Origin of the sequence: Pollutimonas rozaliensis (assembly GCF_048751585.1) — a bacterium.
Taxonomy (GTDB): Bacteria; Pseudomonadota; Gammaproteobacteria; order Burkholderiales; family Burkholderiaceae_B.
This window is the reverse complement of the sequence record NZ_JAZHOB010000003.1, coordinates 38,487-53,244: the sequence shown is the minus strand read 5'-3', so window position 1 is coordinate 53,244 and position 14,758 is coordinate 38,487. Positions and strand designations below refer to the sequence as shown.

Sequence of the window (14,758 nt, the reverse complement as noted above, 5' to 3'; positions counted from 1 at the left end):
ATTGGTTCGATGATATGATAAAAAATCATGCCTTTCCGGCTGGCCTTTTTCTATAAGGTATTGCTCATCGTGCCGCCGCAACTCCCCCCCTTGAACCCCTTGCGCGTATTCGAGGTCGTGGCCCGCCACAAGAACTTGACCGCGGCGGCCAAAGAACTGCACGTTACCCAATCGGCGGTCAGCCGGCAGATCGCGACGCTGGAAAAATACATGGGCACGGCGCTGATCAGGCGGGAAAGCCGTGGTGTCAGCCTTACCCAGGCTGGGCAACGCTATGCGAAAGAAGTCCTTCCCGCGTTCAAAATCCTTTCCGAAGCGACCGGCAAAGCCATGAAGCAAGGCACTCAAAGCGTATTGCGGGTGCGCGCGTACACGACTTTTACGGCAAAGTGGCTGATTCCCCATTTAGTCCAGTTCCGGACGCTGCACCCAGACATCGAAGTATTTATCAACAATGCCGTCCCCAACGTCGATTTCGATCGGGATGACGCTGATGTGGCGATTCAATATGGCGACGGGCACTGGCCTGGAACCGAGACCGACTTATTGTTCAAGGACGAGCTGGAGCCGGTTTGCTCGCCCGAGTACCTGGCCGGATTCCCCGGCGCGGCCGACGATCCGCGGGTGCTCCTGAATGGCCCGCTGCTTGTTTCCCGCTACCGCAGGGATGACTGGGACGATTGGCTGGCGTCCACGAAGCTGGCGGGCAAAGCCGGCAAGGCGGAGCGCATGAGCTTCAGCACGTCGGTCCTGACCTGGCAGGCCGCCATAGACGGCCTGGGCCTGGCCATGGGGCAGATTCCACTACTGAAGACGGAACTGGATACCGGCCTGCTGCTGCGCCCGTTCTCCAGTCCGTGGCACGGGGACAAAGGGCATTACCTGGTACGCCCCGCACTCCAGCGTTACTCCCGCAAAGTCAGCATGTTTCGAAACTGGATGCTGGACGCGATTCATTAAGAAGTCAGCTAAATTCATTCCCGCGTCTGCACTGCCGCCAGCGCCGCCCGGACAAAGCTCAAGTGCGCGAAAACCCATCAAACTGTGTATCCTCGTGTTTCGGACGACCTGCTTTAAGGGAAAAGGAAAAGAAGGCATGATCAATAGCCAATACACACGCATAGACGATGCCGCGATAGCACGCTGCAAAGACATACCGGCATCCATTTTTGCCGATGTGGCCGGCCGGCGCGGCGCCCTGGACGGACGCATTCGCACGGTGGCTCCGGGCATGCGCTTGTGCGGCCCCGCTTTTACCGTGGAAGTACGCCCGGGCGACAAACTGATGATCCATGCGGCGCTGGTACTGGCGCAACCCGGCGACGTGCTGGTCATCGACGGCAAGGCGGATACCACATCCGCATTGATGGGTGAACTGATGTGCGCCCATGCCAGCGCCGCCGGGATTGCCGGCATTGTCATCGATGGCGCCGTACGCGACGTCGCGACGCTGCGCCAAGGCGCCATGGCCGTCTTTGCTTGCGCATCCAACCCAAATGGACCAACTAGAACCCTGGGAGGACGCATCGGCCACACCATTTCGGCGGGCGGCGTCAGCGTCTCCCCCGGCGATCTCGTGATCGGCGACGACGACGGCGTCGTGGTCGTATCCCAGGGTGACGTAGCGCTACTCATCGATGCCGCGCAAGAGAAGATGCGCGCAGAGGAAAAGCGCATGCGCGATATTGCCGAAGGCCGCCTGGTATACGGCTGGCTGGAAGGCGCGCTTGCGACGGCGGGTGTGCTGCCGGCGGGCACCCGTTTGAACGACGCGGTGGAGCAGTTCAGGGCTGCCGGCTCCCGGCGCTAGCGGCACCGCCTCGATGGCCCGCCGCGAGCGACGGGCCATCGAGGCGTTTCATATTCCCGCAACATGAAACGAGAACACTGGAGCTTTTGCCATTTACTGGAGTGGTTCCGTGCAAAAATCCCGCCCTATCGATTCTGAAGACCTTCCGACCAACACGTCGGAGAACGAACATTTCCAGGCCGTCGTCGAACGCGCATACAGCCGGCGCGGCTTTCTCAAGTCAGGTCTTGGATTGTCCGCCGCAATGTTTCTGGACGGCTCCCTGAGCGCCTGTGCCAGAACAGGCGACGGCTCCGGCAAGCAAGACGCCTCGGCGCTGCTGGGCTTCACGGCCATCCCGATCTCCACCGACGACACACTGAAAATCGCCCTCGGCTACACCGCCACCGTCTTCGCACCGTGGGGGACGCCGCTATTCGCCGGCGAGCCAGCCTGGAAGACCGATGGCGGCGATGATGCCGGCGCGCAGGCGCGCCAGGTTGGCGATAACCATGACGGCATTCATTTCTTTCCCATCGACGGCGGCAGCACCGAAGGCCTGCTGGTCATGAACCATGAATACACCACTGTCGACAAGGGCGCCTATACCTGGCTGTTCGGTCCGAATGGAACCGAACCGTGGACGGCGGACAAAGTCCGCAAGGCGATGAATGCGCATGGAGTCTCGGTCATCCACATTCTTCGCAGTAAGGCGGGCAAGTGGGAAATAAAGCTGGATTCCCGGTACAACCGCCGCATCACCGCCTCGACGCCCATGGAATTGACCGGCCCGGCCGCCGGCAACGATCTGCTGAAGACCCAGGCCGACCCCGGCGGCACGCGGGTGCTGGGCACCTTCAACAATTGCGGCAACGGCTGGACGCCGTGGAACACCTATCTGGCCTGCGAAGAAAACTTCAACAATTATTTCGGCACCATGCCGGGCAAGGACGTGCGTACCGCGGCGCAAAAGCGCTACGGCCTTCCAGCCAAGGGCAGTGAGTATCGCTGGGAAGAATTCGAAGCCCGCTTCGATTACGCCAAGGAACCCAACGAAGCGAACCGCCATGGCTGGATCGTCGAGATCGATCCGTGCGACCCTGCATCCACGCCAAAAAAACGCACGGCGCTTGGGCGCTTCAAGCACGAGAACGCCGCCTATGCGCTGACCGCCGACAGGCGCATCGTCGTCTATATGGGCGATGATCAGCGCGACGACTACATCTATAAATTCGTATCGGACGGCGTTTACCGGGAAGGCGGCAACAATGCCGGCCTGCTCGATGCCGGCAAGCTGTATGTCGCCAAATTCAACGATGGCCCGGCCGCCGGCGACTTCACCGGGACGGGGGAATGGCTGCTTCTGGACAAGGCAGCCAACGCCACCCTGGCGGCCCACAGCGGTTTTTCCAGCCAAGCCGAAGTGCTGGTGAATACCCGCCTGGCCGCCGACGCGGTGGGCGCCACCAAGATGGACCGTCCCGAATGGGTCAGCGTCCATCCGGGCAGCGGCGAAGTCTACGTTACCTTGACCAACAACGACAAGCGCAAGACGCCCGATGCGGCCAATCCACGTGCCGCAAACATCTACGGCCAGATCCTGCGTTGGCGCGAGGCCGGCGGCGACGCCGCCGCCACGGCATTCGACTGGGACATCTTCGTGCTGGCCGGCAACCCGGTCAAATATACGGACCGCGGCGATCTGAAGTCCGGCTCCGCCAACATCACCGCCGACAATACCTTCAATAGTCCCGACGGCCTGGCCTTCGACAGCGCGGGCCGCTTGTGGATCCAGACCGATGGCAAGTACAGCAATAGCGGAGAGTATGAAGGGCAAGGCAACAACCAGATGCTGTGCGCGGATCCGGCAAGCAAGGAAATCCGCCGTTTCTTCGTGGGTCCGAAGGAATGCGAAGTCACCGGCATAGCCTTCACCCCCGACAGCAAAACGATGTTCATCAATATTCAACACCCGGGTGAAGCCGGCGATAGCCACTGGCCCGGCGGCGGCGCGTCGATACCGCGCTCGGCCACCGTCATCATCACCAAGGACGACGGCGGCGTCATCGGCAGCTAAATAGATAGATGCCAAGGCCTTTCCCGCCATGGGAAAGGCCGCTCCCACCCCTATCCCCACCGCCTGCCCATCGCGCATTGATATGCCGCGGGAATTGATCTCGACGGCGCATTTCCCGCGCCCATTAATATGCATTAGCTTGCATATTCATTTAAAACCATATAACATCTAATACATAAAAATTCCCGCCTCGTTTCAATACAGGCGCCCACCCGCCCCTGCCACACCAAGCAAAGGACTCAACATGCCCAAGAAGCCCAATAAGGCGAAAACGGCAGCTGCTGGCAATGACCCCAAGCAAAACGACATGCATGGAATATCACTTCAAGGCGTTGCCACCAAGGTGGCCACACTGAAAGACCTGCGCAAGGCCACGCAGCATACCCAGGAAGACCTGGCGCATGCGCTGGGCGTGGGTCAGGGCACGGTTTCGCGAATCGAGAAACAGAGCGACATGCTGGTTTCCACCTTGCAGCACTACATAGAAAGCGTCGGAGGCACACTGAAAATCATGGCTACGTTCCCGAATCGCCCGCCACTGCTCATCGAAAGACTGGGCAAAAAAAGCGGCGCCCCTCACAAAGACACCAACGTTAAACCTCCAGGCTCCAGCAGCCTGCCGGCTACCTGATCGACGATGCACACCATACCGACCCCCTACTACCTAATCGACAAGCCCGCCCTGCTGCGCAACCTCGAGACCATAGGCTATATACGCCAACACTCCGGCGCCAAGGTGCTACTAGCCCTGAAGTGCTTCGCCACCTGGTCGGTGTTCGACCTGATGCGCGAACACATGGACGGCACCACCTCCTCGTCCCTGTACGAAGTCAAGCTTGGCCGCCAAAAATTCGGCGGCGAAACCCACGCATACAGCGTCGCCTTTGCCGACCACGAAATCGAAGAAGCCGTGGCGCATTGCGACAAGATCATTTTCAATTCGATCAACCAGCTTCAGCGCTTTGCCTCGTATGCTCAGAATAAGCCCAAAGGGCTGCGGCTGAACCCCGGCGTCAGTTGCGCGGGCTTCGACCTGGCCGACCCCGCTCGCGCATACAGCCGGCTGGGCGAAGGCGATCCCGAACGCATCCTGACCGTCATCGATCAGCTGGACGGCGTCATGATCCACAACAACTGCGAAAATGGCGATTTTGCGCGCTTCGACGAATTGCTCACGCAAGCCGAACAGCGCTACGGCTCGATTCTGCGGCGCTTGAAGTGGGTCAGCCTGGGCGGCGGCATCAGCTTCACGGCGCCCGACTATCCTGTGGACGCGTTCTGCGAACGCCTGCGCCGCTTCGCGCGGGACTTCGACGTACAAGTCTATCTGGAACCGGGCGAAGCGGCGGTGCGCCACAGCACCACACTGGAAGTCAGCGTGCTGGATGTCGGCTTCAACGGCAAGCACCTGGCCGTGGTCGACAGCTCCACCGAAGCCCATATGCTGGATCTGCTGATCTACCGCGAGACGGCTCCCATAGGCGAAGACTCGGGCGATCATCAATACATGGTCTGCGGAAAAACCTGCCTGGCCGGCGATATCTTCGGCGAAGCCCGCTTTGCCGCGCCGCTGCGGGTGGGCGACCGCATTTCCATCCGCGACGCGGCCGCCTACACCATGGTCAAGAAAAACTGGTTCAACGGCGTCCACATGCCGTCGATCGCCATTAAGGAAGCCGATGGCTCCGTGCGCGCGGTGCGCGAATTTTCCTTTGACGACTACGTCAACAGTCTGTCCTGACAGCACTGCTCTTATTTCAGAAATTGGGGGATTATCCAATGAAACGCAATGTTCTTATTATCGGCGCCGGCGGCGTGGCTCATGTGGCGGCACACAAATGCGCGCAGAACAATATTTTGCTGGGCGACATTCACATCGCATCGCGCACGCTGGGCAAATGCCAGGCGATCATCGCGTCCATCAAGGAAAAGGACAGCCAATGCGGCCCAGGCCGCCTGCAGGCCCATGCGCTGGATGCGCTGGATGTGCAAGCCACCAAGGCCTTGATCCAATCCACCGGCAGCCAGATCGTCATCAACGCCGGATCGCCCTTCTTGAACATGTCGGTCATGACCGCCTGCATAGAAACCGGCGCCGCCTATCTGGACACCGCCATCCATGAAGACCCCGCCAAGGTATGCGAAGCGCCGCCCTGGTACGGCAACTACGAATGGAAGCGCCGCGACGCCTGCCGCCAGGCCGGCGTAACGGCCATATTGGGCGCGGGCTTCGACCCCGGCGTGGTCAATGCCTACGGACGTTTCGCGCTGGATACCTATTTCGACAACGTCGAATCGATCGATATCATCGACATCAACGCTGGCAGCCATGGCCGCTACTTTGCCACCAACTTCGATCCGGAAATCAACTTCCGCGAATTCACCTCGACGGTATGGTCATGGGAAGAAGGCAAATGGAAAGCCAACGCCATGTTCGAACGGCGCCAGGAATGGGACATGCCGGTGGTGGGCAAGAACACGGCCTACCTGACGGGCCATGACGAACTGCACTCCATGTCCAAGCATCTGGGCGTGCCCAACATCCGCTTCTGGATGGGCTTCGGCGACCACTACATCAACGTCTTCAATGTGTTGAAGGAACTTGGCCTGCTTTCCGAAAAACCGGTGCGCACGGCGGAGGGCCTGGAAGTCGTGCCGCTGAAGGTCGTGAAGGCCGTGCTGCCCGATCCCGCCTCTCTCGCCCCCCGCTATACAGGCAAGACCTGCATAGGCGATCTGGTCAAAGGCACCTATAACGGCCTGCCGCGGGAGGTCCTTATCTACAACATCTGCGATCACGAGGAAAGCTACCGGGAAGTCGGCAGCCAAGCCATCTCCTATACGGCCGGGGTGCCGGTCGTTGCGGCGGCCATGCTGATTGCCGATGGCGCATGGGATGTCGGGCACATGGCCAATGTGGAAGAACTGGATCCGAAACCATTCATTGACTTGATGAATCGCATGGGACTGGTCACCCGGATCCGCGATGCGCAGGGCGACCGCGTCCTGCATCCGCGGGATGAATCCGCGGTAACGGTCAACGCGCGGAAGCGCGCCGGTAAAGTGCCAGCCAACTATTACGCCAAGACCGAACGCCCTCTGGCGAAAGACAGGCCCTTCGCCAAGCTGCCCGGCATGGGCGGCAAGCAGGTGGCGGTCACCCGCAACCTTCCCTGACACCGGCCGCCACGGCGCTTGTATTTCGGCACGCGGGGCGAGCCAGGCCAAGATGTCCGCGCAATGTGCTTGTTTCGTAATCCTTGCGGAACAAGCCGCGCCGCTGCAGGACGGGAATCACATGGTCGACGAAATCCTCGATGCCGCCGGGCAATGACGGCGGCATCAGGTTGAACCCGTCGGCGCCCTCGTTCAGGAGCCATCGCTCCATCTCGTCGGCGATGCGCTCGGGTGTGCCGACCATCGTGCAGTGTCCGCCGCCGGAGGCCAGCCGCCCCAATAGCTGGCGCACCGTCGGCCGCTCCGTTTCAATGATGCGCAATATCGTCGCATAGCGCCCCTTGGGGCCTGAAAACTTTTCCAGCGGCGGCAAGGCCGGCACGGGCGCATCCAGTTCCCATTGCTCGCAGTTCTGCCCGACATACATGCTCAATTGCCGAAGCGCATCGGCGCTGGGCAGAAGTTCATCCAGTTCGCGCTGCTTGGCGCGCGCCTCCTGATCGGTGGAACCCACATAGGCGACCAGGCCCGGCATGATGGGCACGGGATCGCTACGGCCGGCGGAACGAACACGCCGCTTGATGTCCCGATAATATTCCTGGGCCGCCGGCAGGTCGTAAGCCACGGCATAGATGGCCTCGGCCCGCCGCGCCGCCAGGTCCCGGCCCTGGTCCGAAGCGCCCGCCTGGAACAGGACCGGATGCCCTTGCGGCGGATGCGGCACGGTAAGCGGTCCATCGACCTGAAAATGTTCGCCCTTATGATGAATCGGATGGATAGCCGACGAGTCGGCATAAGCGCCCTTTCTATCGTGCAGCAGCGCGCCCTCGCCCCAGGAATCCCAAAGATCCAGCACCACCTGTATGAATTCCTCGGCCCTGGCATAGCGCCAGGCGTGGTCCGGCATGGAGTCGAATCCATGGTTGCGCGCCTCGGCGTCGAACATGGAAGTCACGACGTTCCAGCCGATTCTTCCCCTTGAAATATGGTCCAGCGACGCGACCAGTCGCGCGGCGTGGAAAGGCGTATAGAAGGTGCTGGAAACGGTGCTGATCAGGCCTATCCGTTCGGTCGCCCGGCTCATGGCAGCCAGGGCGGTCAACGGCTCCAGAAACCATCGCGGGCCATCGGCGACATTATCGGCTGATTGCCCATCGGCAAAGAAAACCGCATCAAGCTTGCCGCGCTCGGCCGTCCGGGCCAGATCCTCGAAATAGCCAATGTCGCCGAGCCGCTCGACGCAGGAATCGGGATGCCTCCAGGCGGCGCGATGGTGGCCGCAGGCGAATATGAAAAGATTAAGGCGCAGCATGCGTTTTGCCTGGCCGTTTTCATGCGCTTGTTTCGTGCTCATCTTGGCGCCTTCCTAATTTTTCACCAGGCCGCCGTCGACGACCAGGTTCTGGCCCGTCACGGACCGGGACCAGGGCGAGGCGAAGAACAAGGCCGCATCGGCGAATTCGGCCGGCGTCGTCACACGGCGCAGCGGCGTGCTCGAAGCGATCAGATCGAAGACGGCCTCCGGCGTTGCGGACGATGCATCCGTAGTGCGCAGCAAGCCGCCCGAAATCATATTGACCGTAACGCCCGCGGGCCCCAGATCGTGCGATAGCGTGCGCGTCAGGGACAGCAGGGCGGCCTTGGCGGCCGTGTAGTCATGGTAGGGAACTACCGGATTCTGGAACAGATTGGTGCCGACATTGATGATGCGGCCAAACCCCGACTCGCGCATCCCCGGCAAGGCGGCTTGCGTGGTATTCAAGGCGCCGCGCACAATGCCCTCGAATTGCTGGCACAGATCTTCCCAGGCCAGGGTGTCGGCATGCGGCCGCGCATCGCCATTGAACGAGAAGGCGGGCAAGGCGTTGTTCACGACCGTGGTGACGGGCTCGCCAAAACGCGTGCGGGCGGCGGCCAGCATCGCTCCGACAGCCACGGGGTCGGTGACATCGGCCTGCACGGCCATGGCGCGATCAGGATGCTGCGCGGCAAGCGCGTTGGCCGATTCGGCGCTGTTCAGGTAATTGATGATGACCCGCGCCCCTTCGCGCAGAAACGATTGCACGAGGTGGCGGCCCAGCCCCCGGCCGCCGCCTGTTACCAGAACGACTTGACTATCGATAGGAAGCGCTGCGCGACTGTTGTTCATGGCATACCTTTCTTCAAAAAGAGGCGAAGGTATGGTCGCGCGGCGTGGCGCCGCTAGCACTGGGCTGACATCCCTTCGCCAGTATTAACTGGGGCAGGTTCGACGGGTTTTATCTCAGCCCAGGCTTGCACAGCCCAAGCACCCCGTGTCTTGAACTGCAACATTAGCATAGAAGCGCTCGCGCGTGAGCGGCCGTTTGTTCCAGCCATTGACAAACCCACCCCGCCTACCCTAAGCTTTGCGCCTGTTCCTAGGGGAGCCCTTTACCGGGCTGAGATTCCGCAATTGACCGCGGTAACCCTTTGAACCTGATCCGGGTAATGCCGGCGAAGGGAAGGAAATCAATTCATGTCTTGCTGTCCTTTCCCTTTTGATCATCTCGCACGGCTTTGCTCTGCAATGCGCCTTGCGGCTTTATTTTGTCCGGCCGCGCCGGACTCAAGGGAATGGAAATGCTGACGAGTACTTCGACAATATTGTGGCTGCTGTTTTTTTCGGCGGTCTTCGCCATTCTTGGCGTGCTGTACTCCCGGCGCGATCGCGGCAGCCTTGAAGACTATGTGATCGCCCGCAACAGCCAAAGCTCCATCGCGACCATGCTGACGCTGCTGGCCAGCACGCTGGGCGCCTGGATTCTGTTCTCGCCCGCGCAGGCGGCCACCTGGGGGGGACTGGCCGCGGTGATCGGTTATGCCATAGGCGCCCTGTCGCCGCGCTTCCTGATGATCCCTCTGGGCCGGCGCATGCGCGAACTGATACCGCAAGGCCATACGCTTACGGAATTCGTCATCATGCGCTATGGCCGGCCCATGTACGGCCTGACCTTGCTCATCATGCTGTTCTACATGTTCATTGCCTTGTCGGCGGAAATCACCGCCATCGGCAAGCTGATCACCTTGCTGGCGCCGGTGCCGCTGTGGGCGACCGCCAGCATCGTCATGGGCTTCACCCTGCTGTACACCTCGTACGGCGGGCTGCGGGCCTCCATTTTCACCGACAAGGTCCAGATGATCGTCATCGTCCCCCTGCTGCTGGTGCTGGTGGTTCTGGGCTGGCAGGCAAGCGGCGGCATCCAGCCGGTGCTGGCCGGACTAGAGGAAAGAGCCCCGCAGTTGCTAAGCCTGACCGACCCCGTGGGCGTCAAGGCGGGACTGACGTTTTTCGTAGCCATCCTGCTGACAGGCCTTTTCCATCAGGGAAACTGGCAGCGCGTTTATTCCGCGCGCGACACGCGCACCATGCGCATGGGTTTCCTGACGGGCGGGCTATTGGCCGCGCCGGTGATATTCGTGATGGGTCTATTCGGCCTGGCCTTCGTCGGGCTGGGACATCAGGGCGACGGCTCGGTCGCGCTATTCAGCGTCGTCATGCCCAATGTCCCGACCTGGTTCGCCATTGCCCTTATCCCCTTGGGCCTGGCTTTGGTCATGAGCACCGCCGATACCGTCATCAGCGCGGTGTCCAGCATTATCGCCGTCGACGTGCGCCGCCTGGCTCCTCATGTACGGAAAAGTACATTGATGGGGCTGTCGCGCTGGCTGATTTTTTTGCTGGCCATCCCGGTCATCATCGTGGCGGCGCAAGGCTATAGCGTGCTTTACCTGTTCCTGCTGGCCGACCTGTTCTGCTCGGCCGCCGCCTTCCCGGTTTTCTTCGGCCTGTTCAGCCGCCGGCACCAGGGCCACGCCGCCACGGTCAGCACCGTCTGCGGCCTGCTGGCGGGGATATCCCTGTTTCCCGCGCCCGGAGCCAAACCGGAATACCTGCTGGAGTCCTTCCTGCTGGCGGCCCTGGTTCCCGCCGTCGTGTCGCTGGCAATGCTCAAGTTCAAGTCCGGCCGTTCCCTGTTCGACTTCGGTCATCTGGACCGGACCATCCGCAGCCTGGATGACTGATGCACGAGCCAGCCTCTTATCCTTGATCGCGAAGGAACCTGAAAGCCGCGACCGTTTGCCCGCGCTCGATTCCGTGCGCAAGACGGTCGGGCGCAAGCCTTGTCAAAGGAAGCGCCACCGGTTAAAACCTGCTCAATGGCCGGACATGTCCCGGCGATGCAAAGGAAGCAGCGCGTGAATCAGATAAAAGCCTTTTGTTTCGATGTGTTTGGCACCGTCGTGGACTGGCGTTCCGGCATTGCGCGGGATGCGGCGATCTTCTTTGAGCGCCACGGCCTGGCCGGCGTGGATCCTCTGCGGTTCGCCGATGCCTGGCGCAGCCGCTATCAACCCGCCATGCAGGCCTGCCGCGATGGTCATCGTCCCTACGTTCGCCTGGACGTACTGCATCGCGAGAACATGGAATATGTGCTGGCCGAAATGCACGTCGATACCCGCGATATCAAGGAATCCGAACTGGCGTGGCTGAACATGGCCTGGCATCGGCTGGATCCCTGGCCCGACGTGGTCGCGGGCCTGACACGGCTAAAGACCAAGTACATCATTGCTCCCGCCTCCAACGGCAATATCGCGCTTATGGTGGACATTGCCAAGCGCGCGGGCATTCCCTGGGATGCCATTCTGGGCGCCGAAGTAACCCAGGCCTACAAGCCGGCGCCGCAAGCCTATACGCGCATGTCCGAAATCCTGGGCCTTCGGCCCGAAGAGATATGCATGGCCGCCGCGCACAACAGCGACCTTAAGGCCGCCCAGGAATGCGGCCTGGCCACCGCGTTCGTTGCCAGGCCAAGCGAACACGGCCCGGGGCAGACCATGGACCTGGCCCCCACCGGCGATTGGAGCATCGTTGCCCGCGACTTCAAGGACCTGGCCTCTCAGGCCGGATGCTGACCGCTGATACGCGGACGCCGCCTGGTGCTTGAACGGACGGCCTCATACTGACTACCGGAGATCGCGGCCCCGCCGGCTGCCGACCGCGCGACAACTCGCGCAGCAGGCCGTGCTCGCTGCAAATTTGTTGCGCTTATGTCACGGAAAGCCGCCAGGCGATGCCGGTTCCCATCTATTTTCTTACATTTTTCTGAACACACAAACAAGAATTGATATCATTCACATTCTTGTTCTTATCCTACTGTTGATCGATGCGGCGTTGGCCCATGCACCGATCGGCTCCAAATCGAATTAGCGCCTTGGCGCGTCACCGCCCTCTGGACGAAAGCTCATGGCAGGGCCGCGCCTTGGCGAATTCAAACCTATTTCAGCAATGGAGAAAATCAGATGTTCCGCAATAAAGATATCCACCCACCGCAACGCCCCAGTCTGCTTTATCTGGCAATTTGCGGAGCCATGGCCATGCCGGCCCTCTCCAACGCGCAAGAGGCCGGCGTATCGGAACTGGCTCCGGTCAAGGTTCAAGGGTCTACACCGACATTCAAGCCGGAGGCCGTCCAATCGGTGAAGTTCCAAGCCCCTCTGGTGGATACGCCGCAGACCATCAACATCGTGCCATCGGAAGTACTGAAGCAGCAAAATGCCCAGAGCCTGCAGGACGTATTGAGCAATGTGCCAGGCATTACCTTTTCATCCGGCGAAGGCGGGGCGGGCTGGGGCGATATGTTCACCATCCGGGGCTTTTCAGCCGAACAAAGCATTACGGTGGATGGCGTGCGCGACAGCGCCCTGTCCAGCCGCACGGACATATTCAATCTGGAGCAGGCGGAAGTCTATAAAGGCACGGGCTCGATCGAATCGGGCGTCGCCGCACTGGGAGGCTCGGTCAACCTGGTTACGAAGACGCCCAAGCTGGACAATTTCTACGATTTCAATGTGGGTTTCGGCACCGACAATTACCGGCGCACCACCGCCGACCTGAATCATCAATTGGGCGAGACGTCGGCATTCCGCCTGAATGCCATGTATCACCATAACGATGTGGCCGGCCGCGGCCCCACCGATTTTGACCGCTGGGGCGTGGCGCCTTCCTTCAGTTGGGGGCTGGGTACGCCTACACGCGTCACCGCCGCCTTTTCGCATCAGAAAGACGAGAACATGCCGGACTTCGGCTTGCCGCTGAACCGCGATGGCGAACGGATGCGCGGCATCGACAAAGATTTCTGGGGCGGGATGCGCAATCTCAATACGGAAGAGACCGAAACGAACAGCGCCATGCTGCGCGTTGAACATGACTTCAACGACAAGGTGTCGGTGCGCAATCAGACACGCTGGTCCGAAACCAGGCGATACACCCATCTGACCACCGGCGGAAGGCTGCTGAATGCCAGGACCAGCGGTCCCGGCCGGGTTCCCGCCACTACCGCCGGACAGGTGCTTTCCTCCGCCGACACCAACGATTTCTGGGGATACGACCTAAAGGGCAATGAAACCTACCCTACCGGCTACTTGGCGACCGCAAGGCTGCAAGCCAACATCAACAATTACAAAGGTGAAATCTGGGCCAACCAGACCGATATCAATTGGGACTTCAACACGGGAAGCGTAAGGCACCAGATGGTGACCGGGCTGGAGCTCTATGAAGAAAGCTATCGCAAGCAACCCTACAGCGCGACTGCGCCTGATGGCTACAGCGTCATCGACGTGCGCGATCCCAGCCATTACTATAGTGGACCGACCAAAGCGGTAAGCAGTACGAATCGCAGCGGCGCCAAGGTAAGCAACGCGGCCTTGTACGTGTACGATCAAATCACTCTGAACAAGAACTGGGAAATCGCCGCCGGCTTGCGCTACGACCGGTACAAGGTCAAATGGTACGAGGCGGATGGCAGCACGGCGCCCAAACGCCAGAGTGAAGGGCTGTGGAGCGGTCGCCTGGGCATCGTTTACAAGCCTGTGGACTTCGGCAGCATCTACCTGTCATACAGCCAAGCCAGCCAGGCCTCCGCCGCGGCTGCCGCATCCCGTAGCGGGAGCGGAAGCGACGGCGCCGATTACAGCCCCGGCAAGGCCGACACCTGGGAGCTCGGTACCAAATGGGACCTGCTCGATCAAAAGCTGTCGCTTACCGGCGCCATTTTCCAGGTTGAACGCAGCAACCCCAACGACACCGATGAGTTCGGCGTGATCTCGCAGAAGTCGGCCAAGGAACGCGTGCGAGGCTTCGAACTGGGCCTGGCTGGCAACATTACGCCTCAATGGTCTGCTTACGGCGGCTTTACGGTGATGAACAGCAAAGTGCTGGAAGACGAGGGCGACCCCGCACAGGTCGGCGGCAAGATGAAAAACGTGCCCGACATGACTTTCAACGTCTGGACCAATTATGCTTTCGACCATCAGTGGGACGCGGGCCTCGGCGCTCAGTACGTGGGCAAACGCCGTTTTTGGGCGGGTAATACCACTGATGGGAGGCGCCAAGGGGGACGCCACGCCAACGACGCCTACATGCCCAGTTACTGGCTGTTCAATGCATCGGTCGGCTACAAAGTGAACAAGAGTCTGGCGCTGCGCATGAATGTGAACAATATCCTGGACACATACTACATCGCGCGCGGCACATCCAGCTCGGACGGCTTCCAGTTGTACGGCATCCCCGGCGCCGGCCGCAGCGTTATTCTTAACGCCGAAATGCGCTTCTAGGCTTCATCGGGCGAGCAAGGCGCCTGCATCCCCCTGCGGGAGGTTCAGGCGCCAGCCAGCCCGCAGGCCCCTGCAAAGGG

The 14,758-nt window shown here is 60.8% G+C and carries 11 protein-coding genes and 2 riboswitches; of the genes, 9 read left to right on the top strand and 2 right to left on the bottom strand.

Translation table 11 applies throughout. The features are described 5' to 3' along the window. Positions 1–27: 27 nt before the first annotated feature. From V0R37_RS06250 to V0R37_RS06225, 6 genes are all read left to right on the top strand, one after another. Positions 28–960: a LysR substrate-binding domain-containing protein gene (locus V0R37_RS06250; RefSeq protein ID WP_420373700.1), complete on the top strand. Its 933-nt coding sequence runs from the start codon at positions 28–30 to the stop codon at positions 958–960. A 136-nt stretch (positions 961–1,096) separates the two neighbouring features. Then, positions 1,097–1,810, top strand: coding sequence for an RraA family protein (locus V0R37_RS06245; RefSeq protein ID WP_420373699.1), 714 nt, complete (start codon positions 1,097–1,099; stop codon positions 1,808–1,810). A 109-nt stretch (positions 1,811–1,919) separates the two neighbouring features. Further along, positions 1,920–3,866 carry a PhoX family protein gene (locus tag V0R37_RS06240; RefSeq protein WP_420373698.1) on the top strand — a complete coding sequence of 649 codons (1,947 nt, stop codon included), beginning with the start codon at positions 1,920–1,922 and terminating at the stop codon, positions 3,864–3,866. A gap of 307 nt (positions 3,867–4,173) precedes the next feature. After that, the gene (locus V0R37_RS06235; protein WP_420373697.1) at positions 4,174–4,497 is read left to right on the top strand and encodes a helix-turn-helix transcriptional regulator; all 324 of its coding nucleotides are present in this window, start codon (positions 4,174–4,176) and stop codon (positions 4,495–4,497) included. Positions 4,498–4,503: 6 nt separating this feature from the next. Further along, a complete protein-coding gene (locus V0R37_RS06230; RefSeq protein WP_420373696.1) occupies positions 4,504–5,607 on the top strand; it encodes a carboxynorspermidine decarboxylase in 1,104 nt (367 codons plus the stop codon). Between the two features lie 38 nt (positions 5,608–5,645). Next, on the top strand, positions 5,646–7,043 hold the full coding sequence (locus V0R37_RS06225; protein WP_420373695.1) for a saccharopine dehydrogenase family protein: 1,398 nt from the start codon (positions 5,646–5,648) through the stop codon (positions 7,041–7,043). Here the strand turns inward: V0R37_RS06225 and V0R37_RS06220 are convergent. Then, positions 7,024–8,355, bottom strand: a complete 1,332-nt coding sequence (locus V0R37_RS06220; protein ID WP_420374030.1) for an LLM class flavin-dependent oxidoreductase — start codon at positions 8,353–8,355, stop codon at positions 7,024–7,026. The two genes, V0R37_RS06225 and V0R37_RS06220, sit on opposite strands and share 20 nt — an antisense overlap. 54 nt (positions 8,356–8,409) lie before the next feature. Beyond that, the gene (locus V0R37_RS06215; protein WP_420373694.1) at positions 8,410–9,192 is read right to left on the bottom strand and encodes a 3-oxoacyl-ACP reductase; all 783 of its coding nucleotides are present in this window, start codon (positions 9,190–9,192) and stop codon (positions 8,410–8,412) included. Between the two features lie 53 nt (positions 9,193–9,245). Further along, positions 9,246–9,348, bottom strand: a riboswitch (TPP riboswitch). 86 nt (positions 9,349–9,434) lie between these two features. Then, a riboswitch (TPP riboswitch) is annotated at positions 9,435–9,544 on the top strand. A gap of 100 nt (positions 9,545–9,644) precedes the next feature. On the opposite strand from V0R37_RS06215, the gene V0R37_RS06210 reads away from it, so the two are divergent. From V0R37_RS06210 to V0R37_RS06200, 3 genes are all read left to right on the top strand, one after another. Then, on the top strand, positions 9,645–11,087 hold the full coding sequence (locus V0R37_RS06210; protein ID WP_420373693.1) for a sodium:solute symporter family protein: 1,443 nt from the start codon (positions 9,645–9,647) through the stop codon (positions 11,085–11,087). A gap of 174 nt (positions 11,088–11,261) precedes the next feature. Continuing rightward, positions 11,262–11,978, top strand: coding sequence for a haloacid dehalogenase type II (locus tag V0R37_RS06205; RefSeq protein WP_420373692.1), 717 nt, complete (start codon positions 11,262–11,264; stop codon positions 11,976–11,978). A gap of 387 nt (positions 11,979–12,365) precedes the next feature. Further along, complete coding sequence (locus tag V0R37_RS06200; protein WP_420373691.1) at positions 12,366–14,678, top strand: TonB-dependent receptor; 2,313 nt, start codon at positions 12,366–12,368, stop codon at positions 14,676–14,678. Positions 14,679–14,758: the final 80 nt, after the last annotated feature.

What these genes read in the sequence shown, in the direction of transcription:
- V0R37_RS06250 (WP_420373700.1), top strand. Translation starts at nt 28, where the DNA reads ATGCCTTTCCGGCTGGCCTTTTTCTATAAGGTATTGCTCATCGTGCCG.
- V0R37_RS06245 (WP_420373699.1), top strand. Translation starts at nt 1,097, where the DNA reads ATGATCAATAGCCAATACACACGCATAGACGATGCCGCGATAGCACGC.
- V0R37_RS06235 (WP_420373697.1), top strand. Translation starts at nt 4,174, where the DNA reads ATGCATGGAATATCACTTCAAGGCGTTGCCACCAAGGTGGCCACACTG.
- V0R37_RS06230 (WP_420373696.1), top strand. Translation starts at nt 4,504, where the DNA reads ATGCACACCATACCGACCCCCTACTACCTAATCGACAAGCCCGCCCTG.
- V0R37_RS06225 (WP_420373695.1), top strand. Translation starts at nt 5,646, where the DNA reads ATGAAACGCAATGTTCTTATTATCGGCGCCGGCGGCGTGGCTCATGTG.
- V0R37_RS06220 (WP_420374030.1), bottom strand. Translation starts at nt 8,355, where the DNA reads ATGCTGCGCCTTAATCTTTTCATATTCGCCTGCGGCCACCATCGCGCC.
- V0R37_RS06215 (WP_420373694.1), bottom strand. Translation starts at nt 9,192, where the DNA reads ATGAACAACAGTCGCGCAGCGCTTCCTATCGATAGTCAAGTCGTTCTG.
- V0R37_RS06210 (WP_420373693.1), top strand. Translation starts at nt 9,645, where the DNA reads ATGCTGACGAGTACTTCGACAATATTGTGGCTGCTGTTTTTTTCGGCG.
- V0R37_RS06200 (WP_420373691.1), top strand. Translation starts at nt 12,366, where the DNA reads ATGTTCCGCAATAAAGATATCCACCCACCGCAACGCCCCAGTCTGCTT.